Here is a 19,718-nt window from a genome sequence, read left to right on the forward strand (position 1 = left end):
ACAGCTGCCGCAACACACCAGACGACACTATTGGAATTGAAAAACTTCATCTATCGACCAAGCCCCTTCACCACCTTGTTTTGCATCCGACAAACCTCATTGCCTTCCATCAAAACATTTCGCCCAAACATCATTCGCGCAAACCCTTGCGCTACCTGAGCCGCCCCAGGATCATTCACGCTGAAGAAAATCTTATCGCCATTATCTTTAACCATGGCTCCATTCTTCAGTGTGTAGAGCACATTTCCGGACGAATCGACGCGCCAGGTCATTTGATCCAGATTACGCTTTCTAGGATCATCAGTACGCTTGGCCTCCTCGGCCTGCAACTGGAGCATCTTGGAAATAGATAACAACCTGCGCTTATCCTTCCACGCCAAACTTGCGTCGGTTCTAAACTGACTCTGCTTAAGCTTCAGTTCAGAGACTTTTGATGCCGGGGAATCAAAAGCAGGAAAAGGATTGCTTTGGATCGGTTCCTTCTTCGACCGCAGAACCTTCAGGGCTATTTCATCACCGCTTTCAGCCTTCCATTTCAAAAAGTCATTCCAGCGGTTGAACGGAGTCTGCTCACGCAGCTCCGCACGCTTTCCGGACATTTCCTTTTTGAGGGCTTCGATAGCCTCTGTCTTTCTGCCGGCAGCGAGAGCAATTAGCCGGCTACGATCTTTGATTCTGAGTTTTTTGTCATTCTTAAGGGCCTTGATCTTGCCATCCCAATAGGAACTGGTCTGCTTCCAGCGACCATCCTGCTCTTCACGCAGATCCTCATAAGCCTTTTTCCTGCCAGCTACAGCAGCCCGATATTCGGCATACAGTTCACCGCGGTGCTTATGCAGCGGTCGGGCGACATACCTATCCTTCTCATTAACCACGATCCCCTTGGTCAGCAGATAGCGACCGAGCTGGGCCTCAAGTTTGGACTTGGTAAAATTTCGGTCAAGCCGACTTGCCTTAATAGCCGTCTTGGAATGGCGGTCTTTAATGCTGCAACCGTTTCCGCGCAATCGGACTTCGATCCCGATCTCAGCTAGAGACATATGGAATTGATGCCAGTCCTGCGCCTTATCCAACGACTTCAAGATAAAGTCCTTGCGTTCCTTCACATACGAATCAAAGGACTGCTGGCCGGAGTGAGCTTCATAAGTAGCTGCGCGGTCATTACTGCGATTAGGTTCCTGATCCTTTTGCCTGCCATTATCGAACTTCAGGCCGAACTTCTGCTCCAGCTCACGGTGTAGCCGGTCGCGCTTATAAAAATCCCGGTAAGGCTCATAACGTGACAGCTTCTCCGGATGGATCATATTATATGCGATGTGCATATGAATGTTGTTGGTATTCTTGTGAACGCCACAATGCCGCTGGTGCTCCTCAAAGCCCAAGGCCTTGGAAAACTCCTGCTCGATCTCTTTGAAATCCTTCTCCGTAAGAACGGATTCATCCTCCGGCCTGAAGGAAACTATTAAGTGATAGGTCTTTTCCTTGCGGGTTCGCTGATTCAGATCCTGAGTATCGAGGACCTCCTGAATCGCCAGTTCGTAATCCTCGCCAGCCCAGCAACCAGCGCACCAAGACATCAAGGTCTTTTCACCCTTGTGCTTGGCGTCGGCAATGTAATCGGCCAACCGCCGATAATTATCATTCTGAGGCTTGCAAGAAATCCTGCGACTAATCATATGGTTCGGACCTTCTGAACTATTTCTTTCTGAAGCTGGCGGAGATCTTCCAGCAAAGCTTCAACATCCGTGCGGTGCTTATCATCATCAAGAATCCACATCTTGAGCAGACCGCCAAGACGGCCCTGATCGGCATTGAGCTTCAGCAACTCCCGGCGAGCCTGCTGGTCAGTACGACTCTTGATTTCATGTCCCAGACAAACGGCTTTGGCAAAGGCAGACAGCGAAAGACTGCACTGCTGTGCAGTCCTGCTGATCTGCGCGTACTCCTCTCTGGAAACATAGGTTTTAATGACTTGCTTCTTTGAGGGCATTAGCTCTACCGGATTCGTTGTTAATACCTTCCCAAACAAGACTTACAGCATGGGGAAGATAGGATTTTGGCAGATCTTCCAGCGATTCAATGCACATTTTTCCGCATGTATCAGCAAGCAACTCTTCACGAGAGTACTGGCCGCAATAAGCCCAGTAATCAAGCAACCCATTAACCGGTGTCAGCTCCTCCGCCGAGCAGACATCCACGCCACGCATTTTTGGAGGAACGACACTTATGCAGGTGTTGAGATATGTCCATGCACTCTTCAAAGCCAGCCTATCCATTTCATAGATATCCGAGACTCTGATTGCCCCCTCGATCTGCCGTTTGCCCTGCTCCCAGCTAAAACCCTCAAGATAGCACCAGTAACGGGCCATACCCTCAAAGGACTTTACGGCTTCCGGTGTCGCCTTTTTATACTGAATCTTGCCCTCTACCGGCGGGACCGTCAGCTTGGCCTCCATGGCGTTGAACGCCTCAAGAAATTTGATTTTCCACTCCATAGCCTTCTTGCCGGTAAATCCCATGGCAAGCAGGGAAAACCCGTCACGAGTCATGTTGAAGGCAGGACGCTTTTCACCTTTAGCATCCGTATATTTAACGCCCTGAAAATTGAGGGCGTTAAAATCATTTGGAATTTCCAACTCATTTATGGATTGAAGAACGTTGTCGTGCCGCTTTTCAAACAATTCAGCCACAACCAAAGATGAGACCATTGACTGGTTATTCTCCATCACCAATTCAACAACACTTGATACTTGTCCGTTTTTATTAATTTTTTTATTCATCTCATATACTCCACTTAGTTTGCAGTTAATGTCAGTCCAAAATTGAGCCGTCCTCAATTTTGTCAGCAACTTGCGTTGAGTCGAAGGCGAATAAGCCAACCTCAGCCCTATGGCTGAGCAGGACGTAAGGTCGACCACTTTGAAAAAGTGGGCCTACCTTACCTGTCCTGCCTTCGGACTCCGGGAGATTATATGAGATTTTCGGTTATTTCGGAACCCATTTTGAAAAATATCCTATAATAACAGATAGTAACCAATAATAACCAAAAGTAACCTGTGAGAGACTAAAAACCGCTTTCAAACATCATAATGGAAGGAATGCAAGACACGAAAGCAGGCTCCAAAATTTAGGCAAAACCCTTACGTCAGCTGAAGATAAAATGTCAGTTAAGTTGATTACAGAATAAATCAATAAACAATGAATTCAGCGATAGTGACGTCTTCCCAATAAGCTGGACCAATTAAAAATAGAGATTTTTGGCAAACCAACCTATTGTCACAGTAAGGAGTTTGCCGTGAAGAAAAGTAAATTTACCGATGAACAAATAGCGTTTGCACTGCGTCAGGCCGAAACAGGCACAAAGGTCAGCGAAGTATGCCGTAAGATGGGGATATCCGAAGCGACTTTCTACAACTGGAAAAAGAAATACGGTGGTCTTGGCGTAAGTGAGTTGCGCCGCTTAAAACAGCTTGAAGAAGAAAACCGCCAATTAAAGAAACTGGTTGCCGATCTGAGTTTGGACAAGCAAATGCTTCAGGATGTTTTGACAAAAAAGCTTTGAAGCCTGCCCAGTTGATTAAATTTGCTGAATATTTGGAGCAGGATTACCGAGTCAGCATTCGCAGAAGATGTTCAGTTCTATGTCTTGGAAGATCGAGCTACTATTATAAGTCGGTACGGAAGGATGATACCCCCTTACGACTTCGTATCAGGGATATTGCTGAAAGCCGTGTTCGCTATGGTTGCCATAGAATTTATATCCTGTTGAGAAGAGAAGGCTGGTATGTGAACCACAAGAAGGTTCACCGAATATATTGCGAGGAAGGCTTGAACCTGCGCTCTAAACGGCCAAGACGACATATATCTGCAGCACGCCGAATGGATCGTCCAGAACTCTCCACTATTGATCAGTGCTGGTCGATGGATTTTGTGGCTGATAATCTATACAATGGCCGAAGAGTCAGAGCATTAACTGTGGTCGATAATTTTAGTCGTGAATGCTTGGATATTCACGTAGATTCCTCGATAAAAGGGGATAAAGTCGTTGCCAGATTGGAATGGCTACGTGTCATCTCAGGTAGGAAGCCAATACGCATCCAAGTGGATAATGGCAGTGAATTCATCTCTAAAGCACTTGATAAATGAGCTTATGAAAATGAAGTTGTTTTAGATTTTTCTAGGCCAGGAAAACCAACGGATAATCCGTTTATTGAATCTTTTAACGGAAGTTTTCGGGACGAGTGTTTGAATACCCACTGGTTTTTATCTGTTTCAGACGCTCGACCAAAATTGAAGCATGGCGCAAGGAGTATAATGAATTTCGTCCGCACTCCTCTTTGGGAGATCAGACGCCAAACGATTTTGCCCTCGCCCATAAAACACCGTCAGAAGGCCGAATTTCTCTATATTTGACCGGTACAGAATAAGGGAAGACGTCACTCCCCCCACTCTGGATGTAAACCTCTATTTCAACCCAATTTCAAAACTGCCGAAAACTACTTAAAACTACCAAGTTTTGTACGCAGATTTGCGTACACTTTGCGGACAAAATTCTATCGCCCCTCACAACAACTCAGCTTTGTGAAGATCACTATAAGAAACTTCAATTCATCACTTAACGCACCAGCCATAGCCCGCCAAAATTATAGTCGAAAAAAATCCTTGGAAAACGACCAGTATCATTTTCAAAAAATCCTAAAAGACGAAAAAGGACTGATTCAACCAGTAGTTTATCTGTCACGGCAATGAAATCAGTTTTATCTGAGTAGACCAGATAAGGATCGGCTAGCTTATCGAGCCATAAATCATCCAAACTTATATCCGAGGTATCAATCACAGCCCCAAAGCTGTCATAGCCTTTGGAAATCATTTCTTCAGGGATCTGTACAGTCTGTTTACCAGCATCATAAGCGAATCCTTTCTTGGGGAACAGATCAAGATGATTAAGGACTGGCGGGACTTTTTCGTCATAAATGTGCGCAAAAGAGTATAGATATCCAACAGTAGTGAACACTCTTTCTGGAAGGCACAATACAACTGGCCTTGATACTGTATTATCTTCAGTTGAACCAGCTTTCACAATATCACTTAAAATTTTCTCTAAATCATTACCTCTGACATACGCCTCTTTTTCCCAAATAGAGCCAGTTGAAAAAGATTTCATCCAACTGGAAGCAATATCCATATCCGTCTGAATCAATGGATACGCAGCTATAAAACACGTCGCCTCTGATTGTGACCCGCCGTCAAAAAGGACTTCCCGGTCAGTCAGAAACTTAAAGAAATACCCATAATCCCACCATGTCCAAATTAAACAATCCGAGGAAGTCTTTTCCCTGATCAGTTTTGCAAGAACAAAATCTTGCGGACTAAAGTAAGACTCAGGCTCACGGTCATAAGCTGTAAAGAGACTCAGCAGCAAAACACAAGTCCCACATAGAGCCAAAAAAGCATTACGCCCTTTCAATAAGGAAGGAAAATATGGATCAAGCCGTTCGCTGGCAGCAGAACAGAGAGCAACACCCCCGTAAGCCGCAAAAAAGGATGCTGCCGGGATAAAAAGAGGAATGAACCGTTGCGAAACACATGCGGCCCCACCAAAAAGAAAAGCGAACCCTAGAAAAAGGGCCCTAAACTTGAAGCTTCGCACGTATATGAGCAGACCGTATAAGGCCGGCAATATCAAAACAGGAAAACAATATGCTTTGCTAAGCATTTCCCATGGGCTTATCCTTTTCAACTCAACAATGGAGTCACTTATAAGTGAACCATCCAATCCACCAAAAGCCAATTTTGCATGCGCCGAGACATATGCCGCATATTTCGCAAACGGACTGACTCCTGCAAACGCCAGTCCCCCAATGACTAACAACGTTACCAGCAGCATATATTTTATACATGCATCAACACGATTCCGTCTGGGAGAAAGGATATACAGGGAAAGGAAACCAGTTGAAAGCATCGCGCCTGGCCGCCACCAAAACCAAAGAAAAAGAACGGTAACCCAATAAGCAAACACCCAACCCGTAATTCTTGATTTCAACGATGAAAACTTAAAAACGCAAAACAAGGCAAAATAACAAAGTCCGGGCACGAGAATGTCAGTATCGAGAAACCCCACCTGAGTTCGAGTTATCCAGTATGGTGCACATAGAGCAAGGAAGGATGAAATGACCATGATAGCAGGAGAGCGGCTTTGGATACCCCAAGGGAGAACAGCCATCAGCATGGATAATCCTAAAACCGGCCCGGCATAGCTCCCGATATTCATCATCAACAGTTTATCAGAGCCAGCTATAAACGAAAGCAGGTACGGCAGCATAATTGACTGCCTTGAGTCTGCAAAAAAATCCCTAAGCCCGGCCCCGTTTTCAACCAGCGAATAGGCCTGATCCAAAAAGTAGTAACTGTCATTGTTACATGGCAACGGAACTCCATCGAGGTGTAACCCTTTATCGATCAGGAACTGCAGATTGTACTTTGCCAGCATAAAACTCAAGGCAGCGGCACAGATGACAATCAGAATGGCAACAGGCCACAGATTTTTTTTCTCACTATCCATCAATACTAGCCCACAAGTTCAATTACGGAAGAAACCTTTTGACCACCGAACGCCAATCACCAGAATGCTCAATATCTTCAACTCTGATTACCTTAGCTCTGCTCCGGTCAGTCATTCGTGACAGATAGCTTTCACACACAGCCTCCGGGATTACTTCATCATCGGCACTGACTATGTGTATCTGTCTTATATGCTCAACTTTACCAGCCACATCAGCTGGATTCAGAGAATGACGCAAGGGAGAAACCTTATGAAAATCAGTCCAAAAGGAGTGATCAAGATTCCCGGCAACAGTCACTATTAAATCAACATCATCTCTGCGAGCCGCAAGCAGCACAGCCAAAGCCCCTCCTCCAGAGTACCCGACAAGCTCAAGTCTTTCAGTTCCTGAAGCAGATTTGGCCTCATCCAATGCTTTATTTAAATCATTAACTACGTATTCTGAAAATCGGGCAGAAGTCCAGAATGGGACAACACAATTCCGCCTGTTCTCATTTTCAACATATTGGCATGGACGGGCAAGATAGAGCACAGCAGGACTGCTGTCTTCTGCGGCCAGGTAGAAGGCCACAGGATTTTTCGGAGTGGGATCACTGGAGGGCCTGCGTCTTGAAAGCCAAGCCTTGCCGTCTCCTTCAATGTAGACACGCAAACGCTGGGACTTTCCACGCTGATACCCTTGAATACTAAAATTTTCTTCAGAAAAAACATGCCCTGAGAAACCGTGTATCTCAGCAAATGAGCGATGATCAAAAGAAGCGCAACCGGTAATAAAAACACACAATAAAAACACAAAAGCGAGTGAACTAAGGGGCTTTAAACGAACTTGTTTCATTGGTATCCCTGCACCAGAACTTTAAAAGAGTGAAAAGTTATGAATCACTTGAATCGGCTGCCCCCTTCTTGCACAGGCAGGGCAAAACGCGCTGCTAATTGGAATCGCCCCCTCTTTCTTCCAATGCTTCTTTTAAGCGTTGCAATTCCGTTTCCTGAACACCGATCTTCTGGATAAGTACCCGTATTTTTATTTCCTGTCGGGTTCGTTCAATATCCATTGTCAGCACCTTAACAAAGAGCATGCATATCGCCAAAATTACAGGCAATATTGGAGGATAATGAATTCCAAAGAAAAAACCAATTTTATCGGCGAGTGAAGGGAAAAGACCTAAGGCAAGAATGCTTAACGCGGAAAAAAGCCACCACGAAGTCTGAAATATCCCAAGACGCTGTCTCCTAATAAGAAAAAAAATGGTCAAAACAAATAAGACAGACAGTGCGGAGGGTATAAATTTAAATAGAGTCATAACCGCTCCTGCTCTTGGTACTATCTTCCGGTTTAGATAACCAGTCTGACAATACCCAGATAAACGTTTTGAACAGATATACAAAAACCGAAAGCCATGAATTAAAAATTCTAGAACGCCCGTTTTGTCTAGGCGGCATATGCATGGAAGTCTCGTAAAATTTACAGCCATGCCTTCTCAAAAGCAGCAGAGGGCCTAGATCTTGATAATCGAAAAGAACTGCTTTCGGGGATAAAAGGATCTCTACTGCCTGTCTGTCGTATAATTTAAACCCTGAAGTCATGTCACGTATTTTCAGACGTGTAAGTAAGTAAAAGACATGCCAGACAAGCCTTCTAGCTAGGCTTCCGCGTTGTATACAACTGCCGATTATAACATTAACTCCTAAACGATCATAATTTTCTAGCAACAAAGAAATAAATTGGGGCTGATGTTGGCCGTCAGCATCCATGGTCACGAACAGATCATATTTTTTTTTTCTGTACGCATAAAGCATTCCTGCTTGAATAGCAGCCCATGCACCTGATCTGCATGGAAGCTGTATGACCTCTGCTCCAGCCTCTCTAGCAACAACGAATGTAGAGTCCGTGCTACAATCATCAACTACCACTGTAGAATACCCAAAAGCAACGTTTTCCCTGACTATTGATCCAATACTTTCCGCCTCATTAAAAGCAGGAATTATAACTACTACAGAATCTAACATAGCACTCATTCTTTTATCAGTTCAAACGATAAAAAAAAGAAGTGGCCTCTATTAAATAAAGAGCCACTTCTTTTTATGACGGTATTAAAATCAATATTAGAATTCGAAACGGATAGTAGCCTGCCCCCTGTAGGATTCGTAATCGGCACGACCAACAGTTGCTCCACCTTCAAATCCAAGAATCCACTGGTCAGTTGCATACATGGTCAGACCGAGGATACTTTCGAATTCATCATAGTCAGATTTGACAGGACGGGTGGATACACCAAGGTCATAGTAATATCTGAGAGTTGCATACGGTTCGATCCAGCCCATCATTAAGTAGGCAGCTTTTGCTTCCAGACTCATCTGGCTCAAATAGCTATCCGGATTGGCAATATCCGTTGCTCCCCGTGAATATGAAGCAAGATCACCACTTACATACATGTATCCGAGTCGCCCACTAAAGGTCCAGTCATCCATCATAAAGTATTGGGAAACACCAAGGCTGGTAAGGTACCTGTCTGAGTCATACTTACCTGTATTAGTTCCATCGCTATCCTTGTAGCGAGAATTAGTATAAGCAAATGCGCCGTCAAAGATCGTTGTATCAGTAATATTATATGCCAGATATGGCATTACAGTCCATTCATAGTCAGTTTTCAGTGTGCCGGTATCTGCTCCGTTATCCCAATCTTTTTTATCCAGATCCAGAACACCATATCCACCTGCAACACCAAACAGAAAATCAGGAGTAATTTTATAGTCCGCACCTACAAGGAAATTATAGGTATCCGCGTCATATTTACCACCGGAAGCGGAACTTGCGAAGTAAGTGTAGGACCCCATTGCCCAAACTCCAAAATTATTTGCCTCGTCACCAGAAGCAAGACCAAGATCTTCCGCATTAAAGGAAAGGTTTACATTTCCGTTTCCATCAATAACATTATTGGAATCCAACTGAAGCTTAGCAGGAGCAGTCCCCCCCGGTTTAAGCCCGGAAGGCTTAGGGGCTGCAATTGTAGCAACACGTCCTTGGACCATGGTAGTCAAGGCCTGACTTGTTGTACGAACAACGTCGCTACTAGCCTGACTTTGACCATTAGTTTCAGCAAAAGCAAACGAACAGGAAAACAACACGAACATCAGGGAGAGAAAGATATTTTTTTTCATAAATTCTGCTCAGTAAATATTTATTTTATAACCCCAGTACTTCACATAGATATTTATCTAATACCCTAGTAAATAGACATGTCAAGACTTTTTATAAATTTTGTCCATATTTATCGTCAAGATACACTTTAGCTGTTCCGCGCGCGGTATCACACCAACTAAAGGAAGCTGCGCGCTTAAGCCCCAATCCGGATAATCGTATTTGCATACTGAGCGAACCCGCCAGATCATCGATGGCACAAGATAACAAGTTAGAATCATGAACATTTTCTACTTTAATAACAGCGTCTCCGCCCACTTCGACAAGGGCTGCGGCGCTCGAAATAACAACAGGACATCCGCAGGCCATAGCCTCCACCACCGGCAAACCGAACCCTTCATATTCACTGGGCATAACCAGCATTGTCGCCATACGGTATAACTGGGCTAACATCCGGTCAGAAACATACCCCATATTGATGATTGTTTTTTCGTGGCCGGAGCTCCATCCGCTCCACCCCACAGACACCAGAGGCAGCTGGCATTGAGTTTTCTCCACTGCATTAACCAGTGCATCAAAATTTTTACGGGGATCACCACTACCTACGAATAATATAAATTCCTCTGGAATGCCGGAAGACTCAAGGACTGCTTGTGCTTCTTCATCGTGCTCCGGATTAAAAACATCGGTATCGACCCCAAGGGGGGTCACTCTGATCAGTTCAGGGTTAATATCCAAATATTCAACCATTTCCCGCTTTGTGAACTCAGAAACAGCGCAAAAGGAATCAGCAAGACCAAGCCTGCGTTTAAAAAAAGTTCTCCAATATAAAACCCTTTCGCGCGGATGCCACTGCGGATATCTCAATAAGGACAGATCATGTATTGTGAATACAGTCGGCATTCGGGCAGCAGCCTTGAAAGGGAAATAAGCGGCCTCATGGTATATATGGTAATCCCGGCTTAAACTACGAAACCTTCTTTCGATAGGCAAATGACTTAGAAGTCTTGCCCCGAAGGCTACGGGATATGGCATGCGCCACAGCATGCGCCCCAGTGCTTCTTTCCATCCCGGTCCTTCTGAGTTAGGAATATTCCTGACAATGCTTTTCCCTGTAAAATAGCTGATCTCAAGCCGATCTGAAAACTCTTTTTCGAGAGTGACGTATAGACCGCGCAGATATCTTCCGACACCAGTGCCGACCACCGTCATGGGGATTGCATTAACCAATATTTTTTTCATAAATAGAAACAGGCAGCCGGACAGTACAGGCTTTATAATTAATTTGACCTAAACCAGAACACGCGGAACAGATGAAGATTCTTCATATCAGTAAATACGCTCACCCCGAAAGAGGGGGAATAGAAACTTTTGTAAGAGACCTTTCCTCTGCCCAAACTAAAAAAGGACATGATGTACGTATATTATGCCATAACCGAAAGTCTTCCAGTAAAACATCTGTTACCCGAACCAAAGATATTACAATTACCCGAGTCAAGGTTAATTGCAACATGGCATTCGCCCCTGTTTCGTTTTCCTTCGCCGACCACTTGAAAAAAGAGATCTCCACCTGCCCTCCTCAACTGATCCACCTGCACCTGCCCAACCCCGCAGTTCTTTTCTACAAGAGTATTCCAGATGACATCCCCTGTGTTATCCACTGGCATGCCGATGTTCAGGGAGCCCCAAATCCATACATCAGCTTACTCTACCCTTTCTACAGATTTTTCGAGCAGAGATGCCTTGCAAAGGCAAATCACATTATCGCGACCTCTCCTCCGTATCTTGAAGCAAGCCAATCTCTTGCCTCGTGGCGTCAAAAAAGTTCAATAGTTCCCCTAGGACTGGACATAGGAAGGTACCCTTCGGGGGCACAGAAAAAAAAGGACCCGCCCCTTGTACTTAGCGTCGGCAGGTTCGCATATTACAAAGGATTTGAATATCTAGTCAGGGCTGCAGCTATGCTCCCGGAAGTCGAGTTCGTGATCGCAGGCAACGGTCCGGAGCGTAAAAGAATAGAGGAGGAGGTCAAACAGCAAGGATTATCAGGACGCGTAATGCTGCCCGGTCAGATTATAGATCAGGAGCTACATTCATTGATGCAAGAGGCTTCTGTTTTTTGCCTTCCATCTATTGATCGAGGTGAAGCTTTCGGAATGGTATTGCTGGAAGCAATGAGATACGGGGTTCCGATTGTAAGTACGAACATTCCCGGATCTGGGACAGGCTGGGTAAATGAGCACGGCAGTACCGGCTTAGTTGTCCCACCTGCGGATCATCGGGCACTTGCTAATGCGATAAAAGCAGTCATTTCAGACCCGCAGAAAGCACAACAATATGGTCAGGCTAGCAGAACCAGACTCGAAGAGAACTTTAAAATTGATCAGGCAGCATCAAGAATCGACGATATATATCTATCGATTCTTGCAGGCGAGCATAGCTAATTACCAGTTCAGGGCAGTCTGTTGTCTCTACTCATAATATCATTCACGATAACCCCAGAATTAGGCCTTTTGGTTGAATTCGTGCTTTCAGATTTGGTTTTTGAATGGGCTGAACACCCTGCCATAATTAATATTAAAAATATTGGCATCAAGATTTTTCGCATACCATCTCCATCTATAGTTAATATTTAATGTAATTTTACCTTTATTGGGACCGAACTTTATGAAGTCGCTTAAAAATATCATAAAAAGCACCTACATTCACACTATTTCCAGCTTCTTTTTTTTCACAGGAAGCGCAATTCTTCTCTGCTGTATTCTTTGTACGCACTACGCCTTTCACTTTGATCTTAATCTTAAGCAATTTCATCATGTTAAAGACAATATGTACTCTGCTCCAGTTCCATTTCCTTTAAGCCTCATGTCTCACCCTGATGATCTTTCCTCTAGTACAAGCAAGACAATCCTGTTTGTAAATGGGATACGCCTCGACAGGCCACATTCATTGCATAAAGACATCATCACACTTGGGGGAGGACGATACTCTTATTGGGGGAACTCAGTCTTATTCTCCCTGCCTTCAAATGGAGATTTTTCAGATACCAGTGTTGTTTTGCTCCGTGCCTTTTTTAACCCGCCAAAAGTTGCATACTGGGCTCTCGGCTGTATTATGCTACTTAGCCTTTTATCTATGCTTTCATTTGGCATCTCGTTGAAAACATTAATTCACTCTGGCATGCTCCTTTGCTTGGCATTTATTGTTTTTAGTCTTTGCGGAACGCTAGGACTTATCCAAAAAACTGTCGTGATTAACAAATCCAATGCCTCACCGGGAATCGGGCATGAAATAATTGTTAACCCCTATTTTCGCGAACATGGAATCTTTTTTGACTCACCCAAATCAAAATGGCTGCTCTATGAAGAGGACGTTCCTCTGGGGCCTCGCACAACGGACACAAGGGTCGTTAAAAAATTTGGGAATGGCGCATATGAATTGGGACCTCTCCTCAAATTTTCCACTACCGCAAACAATGACTTTTTTAATAACAACAAAGAGTACACTCTCCGGATGCCAATTATCGCTAAATCCCGTACCTTAGTTATCTTTTCCCTTTTGTTCACGGGACTACTGTTCCTATCGGTATCTGTTCCCAAAGAAACACAGATCACGTTAAGAGATGGAATATTATATACATCTGGGCTAGCATTTGTTTTAGGCCTTTTGTTGCTTTTTGTTTCGAGTGTAGGCTTTTTATTATCGACCAAAGATGACGCACTGAGCTTGGTCAAATCCTATTCTCAATATGATGTAACACTATCACTTGAACATTTTACAGAGGACGTTGAACGGACGAAAAAAGAAACCGACAGCAAATATGCCACCCGTTTAACAAAAGAGTTGGAACAGGTGATGTCTGTCACTCCTCTGGTGAGGGTTCCTATTTGGGAAAATTACTTATTGTACGCAATGAGTTATATTGATGAGGCAAACTACTCACATTACCAATACTTTGATTATCAGCGAGGCTTGCGTCGAGGAGCAGGTGATTGTGGGCAGCATGTGATCATATTACTTGGCCTGCTTCAGGAAAACGGTATACAGGGAGATAGAGTGGGGCTTAACGGTCACATTGTGGCTCAAATCACAACAGAATCAGGGAACAAGCTATTGCTTGCCCCGCAGTTCGGTGTCATTCTGCCATTTGGCATTGACGAAGCGCCAAGTGAGAGGGAGACTATTGTTAAAGTATATCTAAAACGTCTCAAGCAACTCTTTCCGGACTCCAGTAGTATAGCCGAGAGTTTATTGAATGAAATTGTCGATTGGTATCTAACAGGAGATAACACCGTATATCCCATAGGGGATGATGAGTATATATCAGTTGGAAAAAAATTTGAAGACAGGCTCTACATAATCAAGTTCATCCTGCCAGTTTTGTTAATAGTACAATTTTTCTTTGTTAGACGGCTCTTGTCCCGCTAGAAGAGTTATCTGCCCTATTCTATATCCAATCACCACGGATCTTTCAGTCGCAACCAACCGCTAACTAATATCTTTACGAATTAAAATCGCGGACATTCGTCGTTGGACAAAAGAACTGCCGCTGAGGTATAGAAAGGCCGCTTGATTGCTCATTGATTTATGATTTTTGAAAGCACTACGTCGCGACACAAGGCTAATAATTATAGGTATTTATGATAAATAAAGACAGCAAAAAAAGTTACCTGAGACAGTATCAGTCAATCCTTGCCAGTCCCATAAAAATCTCTCCACGTTTTAACAGAACAATGGATGTGAAGGATTGTTTGATGCAATCAATTGCTAACAGTTTTTGGAGACTGTTGGACGCTAACATATTGATCTTAGGAACTCGAGATGACCTTGCAGTCGCAATGTTCTTTCTCTGTAATGGCGCTGGCTCCGTTACCTTAGTAGCCGATGACATCAAAGATTGGGATGACTCGGACGGCCCGCTTTACCAAACAATGCTGGTATGCACAGCTGACCCCATTGATCCTCTTCCGATAGTTACCGCACTTAATAATAAATCTCACAAGGGTCTGTTACAGACTATTGAGTCCACGATGTCAGATTTGAAGTCAATTGCACATAATCAATATAATTTTGTGTTCTCGACAGCAGAATTTGTCATGGATTCAGATCTAATTCCTCAGCTAGTTCAAATAACCAAGTTGGGTGGAGAACACCATCATTATGCCTCCAATGGCAATGACGAAATACCCTTGTCTGATAATCTATTCAGGTCTGCCGGAATGGCTCCACAGGCAGGAATTTTTAGCGAAAATCAAAAGTCCGGTCTTCATTTGGTTCGTCCGGACAACGAATATACCGAATGGCTGGACGAAAAGACTGCGGACATGACTAGCGTTAGCCATGTCAAGACTCGCTACAGCTCCATTTTGCCTTTTATAACGGACAAATCCGTAATTGATATTGGGTGCGGTTCTGGCATTGGCAGCAGGATGATGATTAAAGCCGGGGCCAAGGATTTGACTGGCATCGACTACTCCACTGCAGGTATTAAGTATGCCCGTAGCTCTACTCAGAACAAACAGGCCGCTTTTACTTATCATGATCTGGAGACGCCTTTACCGTATGCAGATGGCTCATTTGACGTGGCGGTATGCTTTGAGGTTCTTGAACATATTGTGAACCAACAGCAACTCGTTTCTGAAATTTTCCGAGTTCTCAAGGATGATGGGATATTCGTTATTTCTGTCCCGTCTCAGTCTCTAGAAGATTGGACTTCCCGCATTGACGGCTATGAGAACAGGTTCCACCTTCACGTCCCGACTTTTGAAGAGTTGAAGGCTCTTCTTGACGTTTTTCCCTTCGTCCAATGGTACGGGCAGCATGACATTGTCATGAGCGGCATTTATCCCATGTCTAACAAGATGACCCTTAAGGACAGTGTGCACATTGGGGAAACGCTACAAGCAACCGATACTTATGCAAATGCTCATATCGCCGTCTGCGGAAAATTCGAAAAACCGCCTTGTCTGGATACAACAAATCATTTTGCTCACTCCTCTTTCGCTAGAATATTAAACAGCTACAAAGAGGAAGCTGCCAATCACAAACTTGAATTCCAGATGACCAAGTATGCCAACTGGCAAGAAAGGACGAAAAACAGACTTTGGGGTATAGATCAATTGCTTGGAGAGGACGTTCCCGTTCATACCGCAGCCACGCTTGCCCTGAACCTTCCGTCAAAAAGCGTTGCGGCAAAACTGGAAACTTTTTTGCAAGCAACGTCTGGAATTGATCTCGATGTAATCTCCAGACTTATTGAAAACATGAAATGTACCGGAGGAGTGGAAAAATGGGCAAGCTTGCTCGACAACTCAACTAATATCTCCCCGGCTGTTGTAATGGATATGGTCGAACGTCTTCAGCATTCTTCTTTACATTTCGCTGACAGCGAGGATCTTCTTGGATGTATTGAAACGATCGGCAGAAGCCAAGACAAGCCAATTTGTGAAAGGGGGTTATTTTTCGAGGCACTTTCGACACTGATAGACCTGCACCAGAATGATACAACCAGACAGGGAGTGCTTAATCTACTGGACTTCTTGAAAAATAATGAAACTCTTACTGAAAAGTGGCAAACCATAGTGGAGCCCATCAGCAAAAGTGGAAGAGTTTTGGACTGGGTCATAATAGTCGAAGCCCTTTCCAAGATGGACATGGATGCTCTCCTGGCAATGACAGAAGGAGATGTAGACTCTTTGGCTGTCATCCTGCGATGCGTCGGACTCGGACTTGATCATCAGGAACTGCGGGCAATTGCAGAAAAGACCCCCCCCGATCCGAGACAACAGAAGTTTTTCAAACTTGCAAATAACGCCTTAGACATTTTTTGCGATAAAGAAGGAGAAAATAGCTTTCGGAAATTTGCCGATGTCATGGACGTTGCAAGGGGGGATCTCGAAGTCTGGCACGGCATTACCGAAGAAGTGAAACGTACAGGCAGAGCTGGTGATTGGGAAAAAATCATCAAGGCAATCGCCGGAATGGACATGGATGCTCTTCTGCGATTGATCGAAGGAGACATGGATCATTTGGCCGTTATCCTGAGGTGTGTCGGACTCGGACTTGATCCGTACACACTTTCCGACTTTGCAGAAAGCACCCCGTTGGACAAACAGAATATTATAAAGCAGGGAGTTGAACACCTTTCGACGGCACTATGCGAGGGAGATAGCAATGACAACGAAGCCGTACTGGAACTAATTAAAATTATGCGAAACAACCCTCAATTTTGGCATCAGATCGTCCTTTCAATTCTTGATGAGAGTCCCAGCAGTGTCGTCAAGGTGTATAGGTTACTACAACTCATAAAAGCTCAAAAAAATAATGCATAATGAAGTCATCAAAATAAATAAGTTATCAAAATGGTATGACATCTACGCCTCACCTAAAGATATACTGATTGAATTTATATCCAGAAAGAGTCGTCATACCAAATTTTGGGCGCTCAAGGACATATCCCTGTCTATTACAGAAGGCGAGATAGTCGGTATTATAGGAAAAAATGGAGCTGGCAAAAGTACACTGCTCAAGATTATCGCAGGTCTTCTGAGTCCAAGCGATGGGGAGTTGTCCATCAATCGTTCCTGCCGGGCAATAATGGAACTTGGCACCGGCTTTAATGATGAACAGACAGGAGTTGAAAACATTTATTTGGGTGGTATTTCTATAGGGCTTACGAAACGCCAGATAAAAGAAAGACTCCCTTGGATAATTGAGTTCTCCGGGTTGGACGATTTCCTTGAACGTCCGGTGAAAACGTATTCCTCGGGCATGCGTTCCCGCTTGGCATTTGCGGTCGCCTTTTGCGTCAGGCCCGAACTCCTGATTATAGACGAGGCGCTTTCTGTCGGAGACCAAGCCTTCGTAGCCAAGTGTACAAAGCATATATCAGATATGTGTCGCGAGGGGGGGACAGCCATAATTGTTTCACACAACATGTATTTCCTTCAAGAAAAATGCAGCAGGGTTATTTATATCAACAACGGGGTAATCGTTGCCGATGGAGCCCCACATGAAGTATGTAAGCAGCATGAGCTTGATATGGCTAGAGAATTCGTGAAGGAGAATAACAAAGCTGCCTCTACTACCGTAGAGCAACACCATCCCAATGACTATAATGAGCTTCCCGATTCCGCCGATCTATTATCACGGGAACATGGATGGGTATCGCTGGCTACTGAAAGTATTGGTGATGTTAAACTAACTCTGGATCAACCATTTTCCCACTACTCAGATAAGGCTTACAGCATCGAGTTGCCAGATCTTGCCAATTTTTCCGATAGCGAATTGAATCCCGAGGCATCTCCTCTTTTGTTATTTGAAGATGACAAACTGCTAGGTCCTGCACACTGTGAGCATGCGAACATTTCTCAGGTTGGAACTGGTAGCTACTCTCATTGGAAATCAAGCTTGTTATTTTCTGCCAGTGATAACAGTAACCCTAACACCAACAAGCGCCGATATCGCATAGAGCTTCATGACAAGCAGCTTGCGCTGCGCATGGAGGCTGAAGCCAATCTTCCCAGCAGATTGCGTAAAGCGCTCAAGAGCGGCTCAAATCTAAACAAAGATGATTTTGAGGGTATCAACTTTTTGCGCCCGCTTCAGCTTGCAACTCTGACTGGAGTAAGGGTCATTAATGCATACGGGGAACTAGTGGAAACCATTTCATGTGGTCAGTCTGTCACCATTCAAGCAATGGTGAACAGCCGTGTGCACTGGCCAAACACAATTTCTGGATTTCAGTTGTTTGATTCTGCAGGCAATATGATAGTTTCAAGCAACACGGCAGCTTTTATCGATGCTCAGTGTCAGCCATCGTCACTAGAATTCGACTTACTTCCAGGGAACACTGTTTTTTCTATGGATATACCCGCCATGATGCTTGGGGCAGGCATGTACACCCTTGCATTCGGTATGTCCGATATTACTCGCATCAACCACAATGACGAAAAGCTTATCTATGAAAGGCCTTGCCTGTATATGAGTGTAACAAGAGAGGACTTCATCCAAAACGTATCATATGAGCCTGCAGTGACCTGGAGTATCGAACACTGAGCGTTTGGAAGCAACTAGTTAGCCATGACTCAGGCTGTGCTGAGCATATAAGGCACTCATTGTTGAATAGAGCGGTTATAGCAACCGGTGCTTACAACACCCTCTGATGCCATCCCACAGCCCCCACAAGGAATAGCCCAGCTTCCGGAAACGATCCTTTTCGCAAAGCATGGTGACACCACCAAGCAATTCCTTAATAAACATCTGGAGGCACCATATGGACTCAGTTCTCCAGTATTCCTTGAGGAGGAATAGGAAATTACGTCTTTGATAGTACCGTCGCTCGGCGGAATGATTAGTCAACAATATATTCCACCTCCCGATCGGGATTAGTTCTACCCTTCCAATCATATGGCTGATGAGGCAAGCCTCAACAACAAGAACTTCATAGCCATGCGCCCTTGCCCGAAGGCAGAATTCATGGTCAACATGGTCTATAAAAAACTCATCCCTAAATGGGCCAATATTTTCATATGCTTCACAGTTGATAATGCTCCCCGAAGTAATCGCTGTCTGGTTTGCGAACAATAATTTTCCTGTCTGAGCATACCCGGTCAATTTGTTGTCGCCTATCTCTGTGGTATAATTGACCCCAAGAACGGCAACTGGCTTGAGACCGTGCCAAGTTGCATAGGCCATCTTTATATGCTCAAGGTAATCCTTTACAGGGATCGAATCCTGATCAAATAGAGCTACGTGTTTCAAACCAGCAGAGATGGCTTTATCCATTCCGAGATTGAGAGCTGTTGCTACTCCAGTGTTTTCCCGAAGATATTTGATTTGCACCCCTGGGATGTTCTCGCACAAGTCCAAAATTTTTGTATTGGATGATCCGTTGTCCACGATCAAGATGAATTGGGCAAAAAGAAGAACTCGCTCTATTAGCTTCAAAAGCGATTTGCGGGGGTTATAGGTTACAATAACGACCCCCAAATCTTCACGTAAGGGAAACAAGGA

The 19,718-nt window shown here is 44.4% G+C and carries 14 protein-coding genes and 1 pseudogene; 5 read left to right on the forward strand and 10 right to left on the reverse strand.

Translation table 11 applies throughout. The annotated features are described in order from the left end of the window. Positions 1 to 50: 50 nt before the first annotated feature. The 3 genes from traI to ACO05Z_RS10060 are packed head-to-tail and all read right to left on the reverse strand — an operon-like array spanning position 51 to position 2,780. Positions 51 to 1,676, reverse strand: coding sequence for a TraI/MobA(P) family conjugative relaxase (traI, locus tag ACO05Z_RS10050; RefSeq protein ID WP_421902045.1), 1,626 nt, complete (start codon positions 1,674 to 1,676; stop codon positions 51 to 53). After that, entirely contained in the window at positions 1,673 to 1,990 is a 318-nt protein-coding gene (locus tag ACO05Z_RS10055) for a plasmid mobilization protein (RefSeq protein ID WP_421902046.1), read from the reverse strand. Before ACO05Z_RS10055 ends, traI begins: the two co-directional genes overlap by 4 nt. Next, positions 1,965 to 2,780: a Rha family transcriptional regulator gene (locus ACO05Z_RS10060; RefSeq protein ID WP_421902047.1), complete on the reverse strand. Its 816-nt coding sequence runs from the start codon at positions 2,778 to 2,780 to the stop codon at positions 1,965 to 1,967. Before ACO05Z_RS10060 ends, ACO05Z_RS10055 begins: the two co-directional genes overlap by 26 nt. 515 nt (positions 2,781 to 3,295) lie before the next feature. Here ACO05Z_RS10060 and ACO05Z_RS10065 point away from each other — a divergent pair. Continuing rightward, positions 3,296 to 4,427: pseudogene (locus ACO05Z_RS10065) on the forward strand (IS3 family transposase). Between the two features lie 188 nt (positions 4,428 to 4,615). Here the strand turns inward: ACO05Z_RS10065 and ACO05Z_RS10070 are convergent. The 6 genes from ACO05Z_RS10070 to ACO05Z_RS10095 all read right to left on the reverse strand — a co-directional run bounded on the left by ACO05Z_RS10070 (position 4,616) and on the right by ACO05Z_RS10095 (position 10,946). Next, positions 4,616 to 6,562, reverse strand: a complete 1,947-nt coding sequence (locus ACO05Z_RS10070) for a hypothetical protein (protein WP_421902048.1) — start codon at positions 6,560 to 6,562, stop codon at positions 4,616 to 4,618. A 22-nt stretch (positions 6,563 to 6,584) separates the two neighbouring features. Further along, positions 6,585 to 7,397: a dienelactone hydrolase family protein gene (locus ACO05Z_RS10075; RefSeq protein WP_421902049.1), complete on the reverse strand. Its 813-nt coding sequence runs from the start codon at positions 7,395 to 7,397 to the stop codon at positions 6,585 to 6,587. A gap of 94 nt (positions 7,398 to 7,491) precedes the next feature. Then, positions 7,492 to 7,866 carry a DUF2304 domain-containing protein gene (locus tag ACO05Z_RS10080; protein WP_421902050.1) on the reverse strand — a complete coding sequence of 125 codons (375 nt, stop codon included), beginning with the start codon at positions 7,864 to 7,866 and terminating at the stop codon, positions 7,492 to 7,494. Next, positions 7,853 to 8,572, reverse strand: coding sequence for a glycosyltransferase family 2 protein (locus ACO05Z_RS10085; protein WP_421902051.1), 720 nt, complete (start codon positions 8,570 to 8,572; stop codon positions 7,853 to 7,855). Before ACO05Z_RS10085 ends, ACO05Z_RS10080 begins: the two co-directional genes overlap by 14 nt. A 96-nt stretch (positions 8,573 to 8,668) precedes the next feature. After that, complete coding sequence (locus ACO05Z_RS10090) at positions 8,669 to 9,724, reverse strand: autotransporter outer membrane beta-barrel domain-containing protein (RefSeq protein WP_421902052.1); 1,056 nt, start codon at positions 9,722 to 9,724, stop codon at positions 8,669 to 8,671. A gap of 91 nt (positions 9,725 to 9,815) precedes the next feature. Then, positions 9,816 to 10,946: a glycosyltransferase family 4 protein gene (locus ACO05Z_RS10095; protein ID WP_421902053.1), complete on the reverse strand. Its 1,131-nt coding sequence runs from the start codon at positions 10,944 to 10,946 to the stop codon at positions 9,816 to 9,818. A 71-nt stretch (positions 10,947 to 11,017) separates the two neighbouring features. Between ACO05Z_RS10095 and ACO05Z_RS10100 the strand changes: the two genes are divergently transcribed. From ACO05Z_RS10100 to ACO05Z_RS10115, 4 genes are all read left to right on the forward strand, one after another. Continuing rightward, on the forward strand, positions 11,018 to 12,148 hold the full coding sequence (locus tag ACO05Z_RS10100; RefSeq protein ID WP_421902054.1) for a glycosyltransferase: 1,131 nt from the start codon (positions 11,018 to 11,020) through the stop codon (positions 12,146 to 12,148). Positions 12,149 to 12,371: 223 nt separating this feature from the next. Then, positions 12,372 to 14,132, forward strand: coding sequence for a hypothetical protein (locus tag ACO05Z_RS10105; protein ID WP_421902055.1), 1,761 nt, complete (start codon positions 12,372 to 12,374; stop codon positions 14,130 to 14,132). A gap of 326 nt (positions 14,133 to 14,458) precedes the next feature. Continuing rightward, complete coding sequence (locus tag ACO05Z_RS10110; RefSeq protein ID WP_421902056.1) at positions 14,459 to 17,035, forward strand: class I SAM-dependent methyltransferase; 2,577 nt, start codon at positions 14,459 to 14,461, stop codon at positions 17,033 to 17,035. Next, positions 17,028 to 18,761: an ABC transporter ATP-binding protein gene (locus ACO05Z_RS10115; protein WP_421902057.1), complete on the forward strand. Its 1,734-nt coding sequence runs from the start codon at positions 17,028 to 17,030 to the stop codon at positions 18,759 to 18,761. The genes ACO05Z_RS10110 and ACO05Z_RS10115 overlap by 8 nt, the downstream gene beginning before the upstream one ends. A gap of 75 nt (positions 18,762 to 18,836) precedes the next feature. Here ACO05Z_RS10115 and ACO05Z_RS10120 read toward each other — a convergent pair whose 3' ends face one another. After that, positions 18,837 to 19,694 (reverse strand): glycosyltransferase family 2 protein, encoded by an 858-nt coding sequence (locus tag ACO05Z_RS10120; RefSeq protein ID WP_421902058.1) that lies wholly within the window; start codon positions 19,692 to 19,694, stop codon positions 18,837 to 18,839. Positions 19,695 to 19,718 lie beyond the last annotated feature (24 nt).

Source organism: Maridesulfovibrio sp. (assembly GCF_965230075.1).
GTDB lineage: Bacteria > Desulfobacterota > Desulfovibrionia > Desulfovibrionales > Desulfovibrionaceae > Maridesulfovibrio.

Coding starts and splice junctions, on each gene's coding strand:
- ACO05Z_RS10060 (WP_421902047.1), bottom strand. CDS start 2,780: ATGAATAAAAAAATTAATAAAAACGGACAAGTATCAAGTGTTGTTGAA.
- ACO05Z_RS10085 (WP_421902051.1), bottom strand. CDS start 8,572: ATGTTAGATTCTGTAGTAGTTATAATTCCTGCTTTTAATGAGGCGGAA.
- ACO05Z_RS10100 (WP_421902054.1), top strand. CDS start 11,018: ATGAAGATTCTTCATATCAGTAAATACGCTCACCCCGAAAGAGGGGGA.
- ACO05Z_RS10090 (WP_421902052.1), bottom strand. CDS start 9,724: ATGAAAAAAAATATCTTTCTCTCCCTGATGTTCGTGTTGTTTTCCTGT.
- ACO05Z_RS10110 (WP_421902056.1), top strand. CDS start 14,459: ATGCAATCAATTGCTAACAGTTTTTGGAGACTGTTGGACGCTAACATA.
- traI (WP_421902045.1), bottom strand. CDS start 1,676: ATGATTAGTCGCAGGATTTCTTGCAAGCCTCAGAATGATAATTATCGG.
- ACO05Z_RS10115 (WP_421902057.1), top strand. CDS start 17,028: ATGCATAATGAAGTCATCAAAATAAATAAGTTATCAAAATGGTATGAC.
- ACO05Z_RS10095 (WP_421902053.1), bottom strand. CDS start 10,946: ATGAAAAAAATATTGGTTAATGCAATCCCCATGACGGTGGTCGGCACT.
- ACO05Z_RS10080 (WP_421902050.1), bottom strand. CDS start 7,866: ATGACTCTATTTAAATTTATACCCTCCGCACTGTCTGTCTTATTTGTT.
- ACO05Z_RS10105 (WP_421902055.1), top strand. CDS start 12,372: ATGAAGTCGCTTAAAAATATCATAAAAAGCACCTACATTCACACTATT.
- ACO05Z_RS10075 (WP_421902049.1), bottom strand. CDS start 7,397: ATGAAACAAGTTCGTTTAAAGCCCCTTAGTTCACTCGCTTTTGTGTTT.
- ACO05Z_RS10070 (WP_421902048.1), bottom strand. CDS start 6,562: ATGGATAGTGAGAAAAAAAATCTGTGGCCTGTTGCCATTCTGATTGTC.
- ACO05Z_RS10055 (WP_421902046.1), bottom strand. CDS start 1,990: ATGCCCTCAAAGAAGCAAGTCATTAAAACCTATGTTTCCAGAGAGGAG.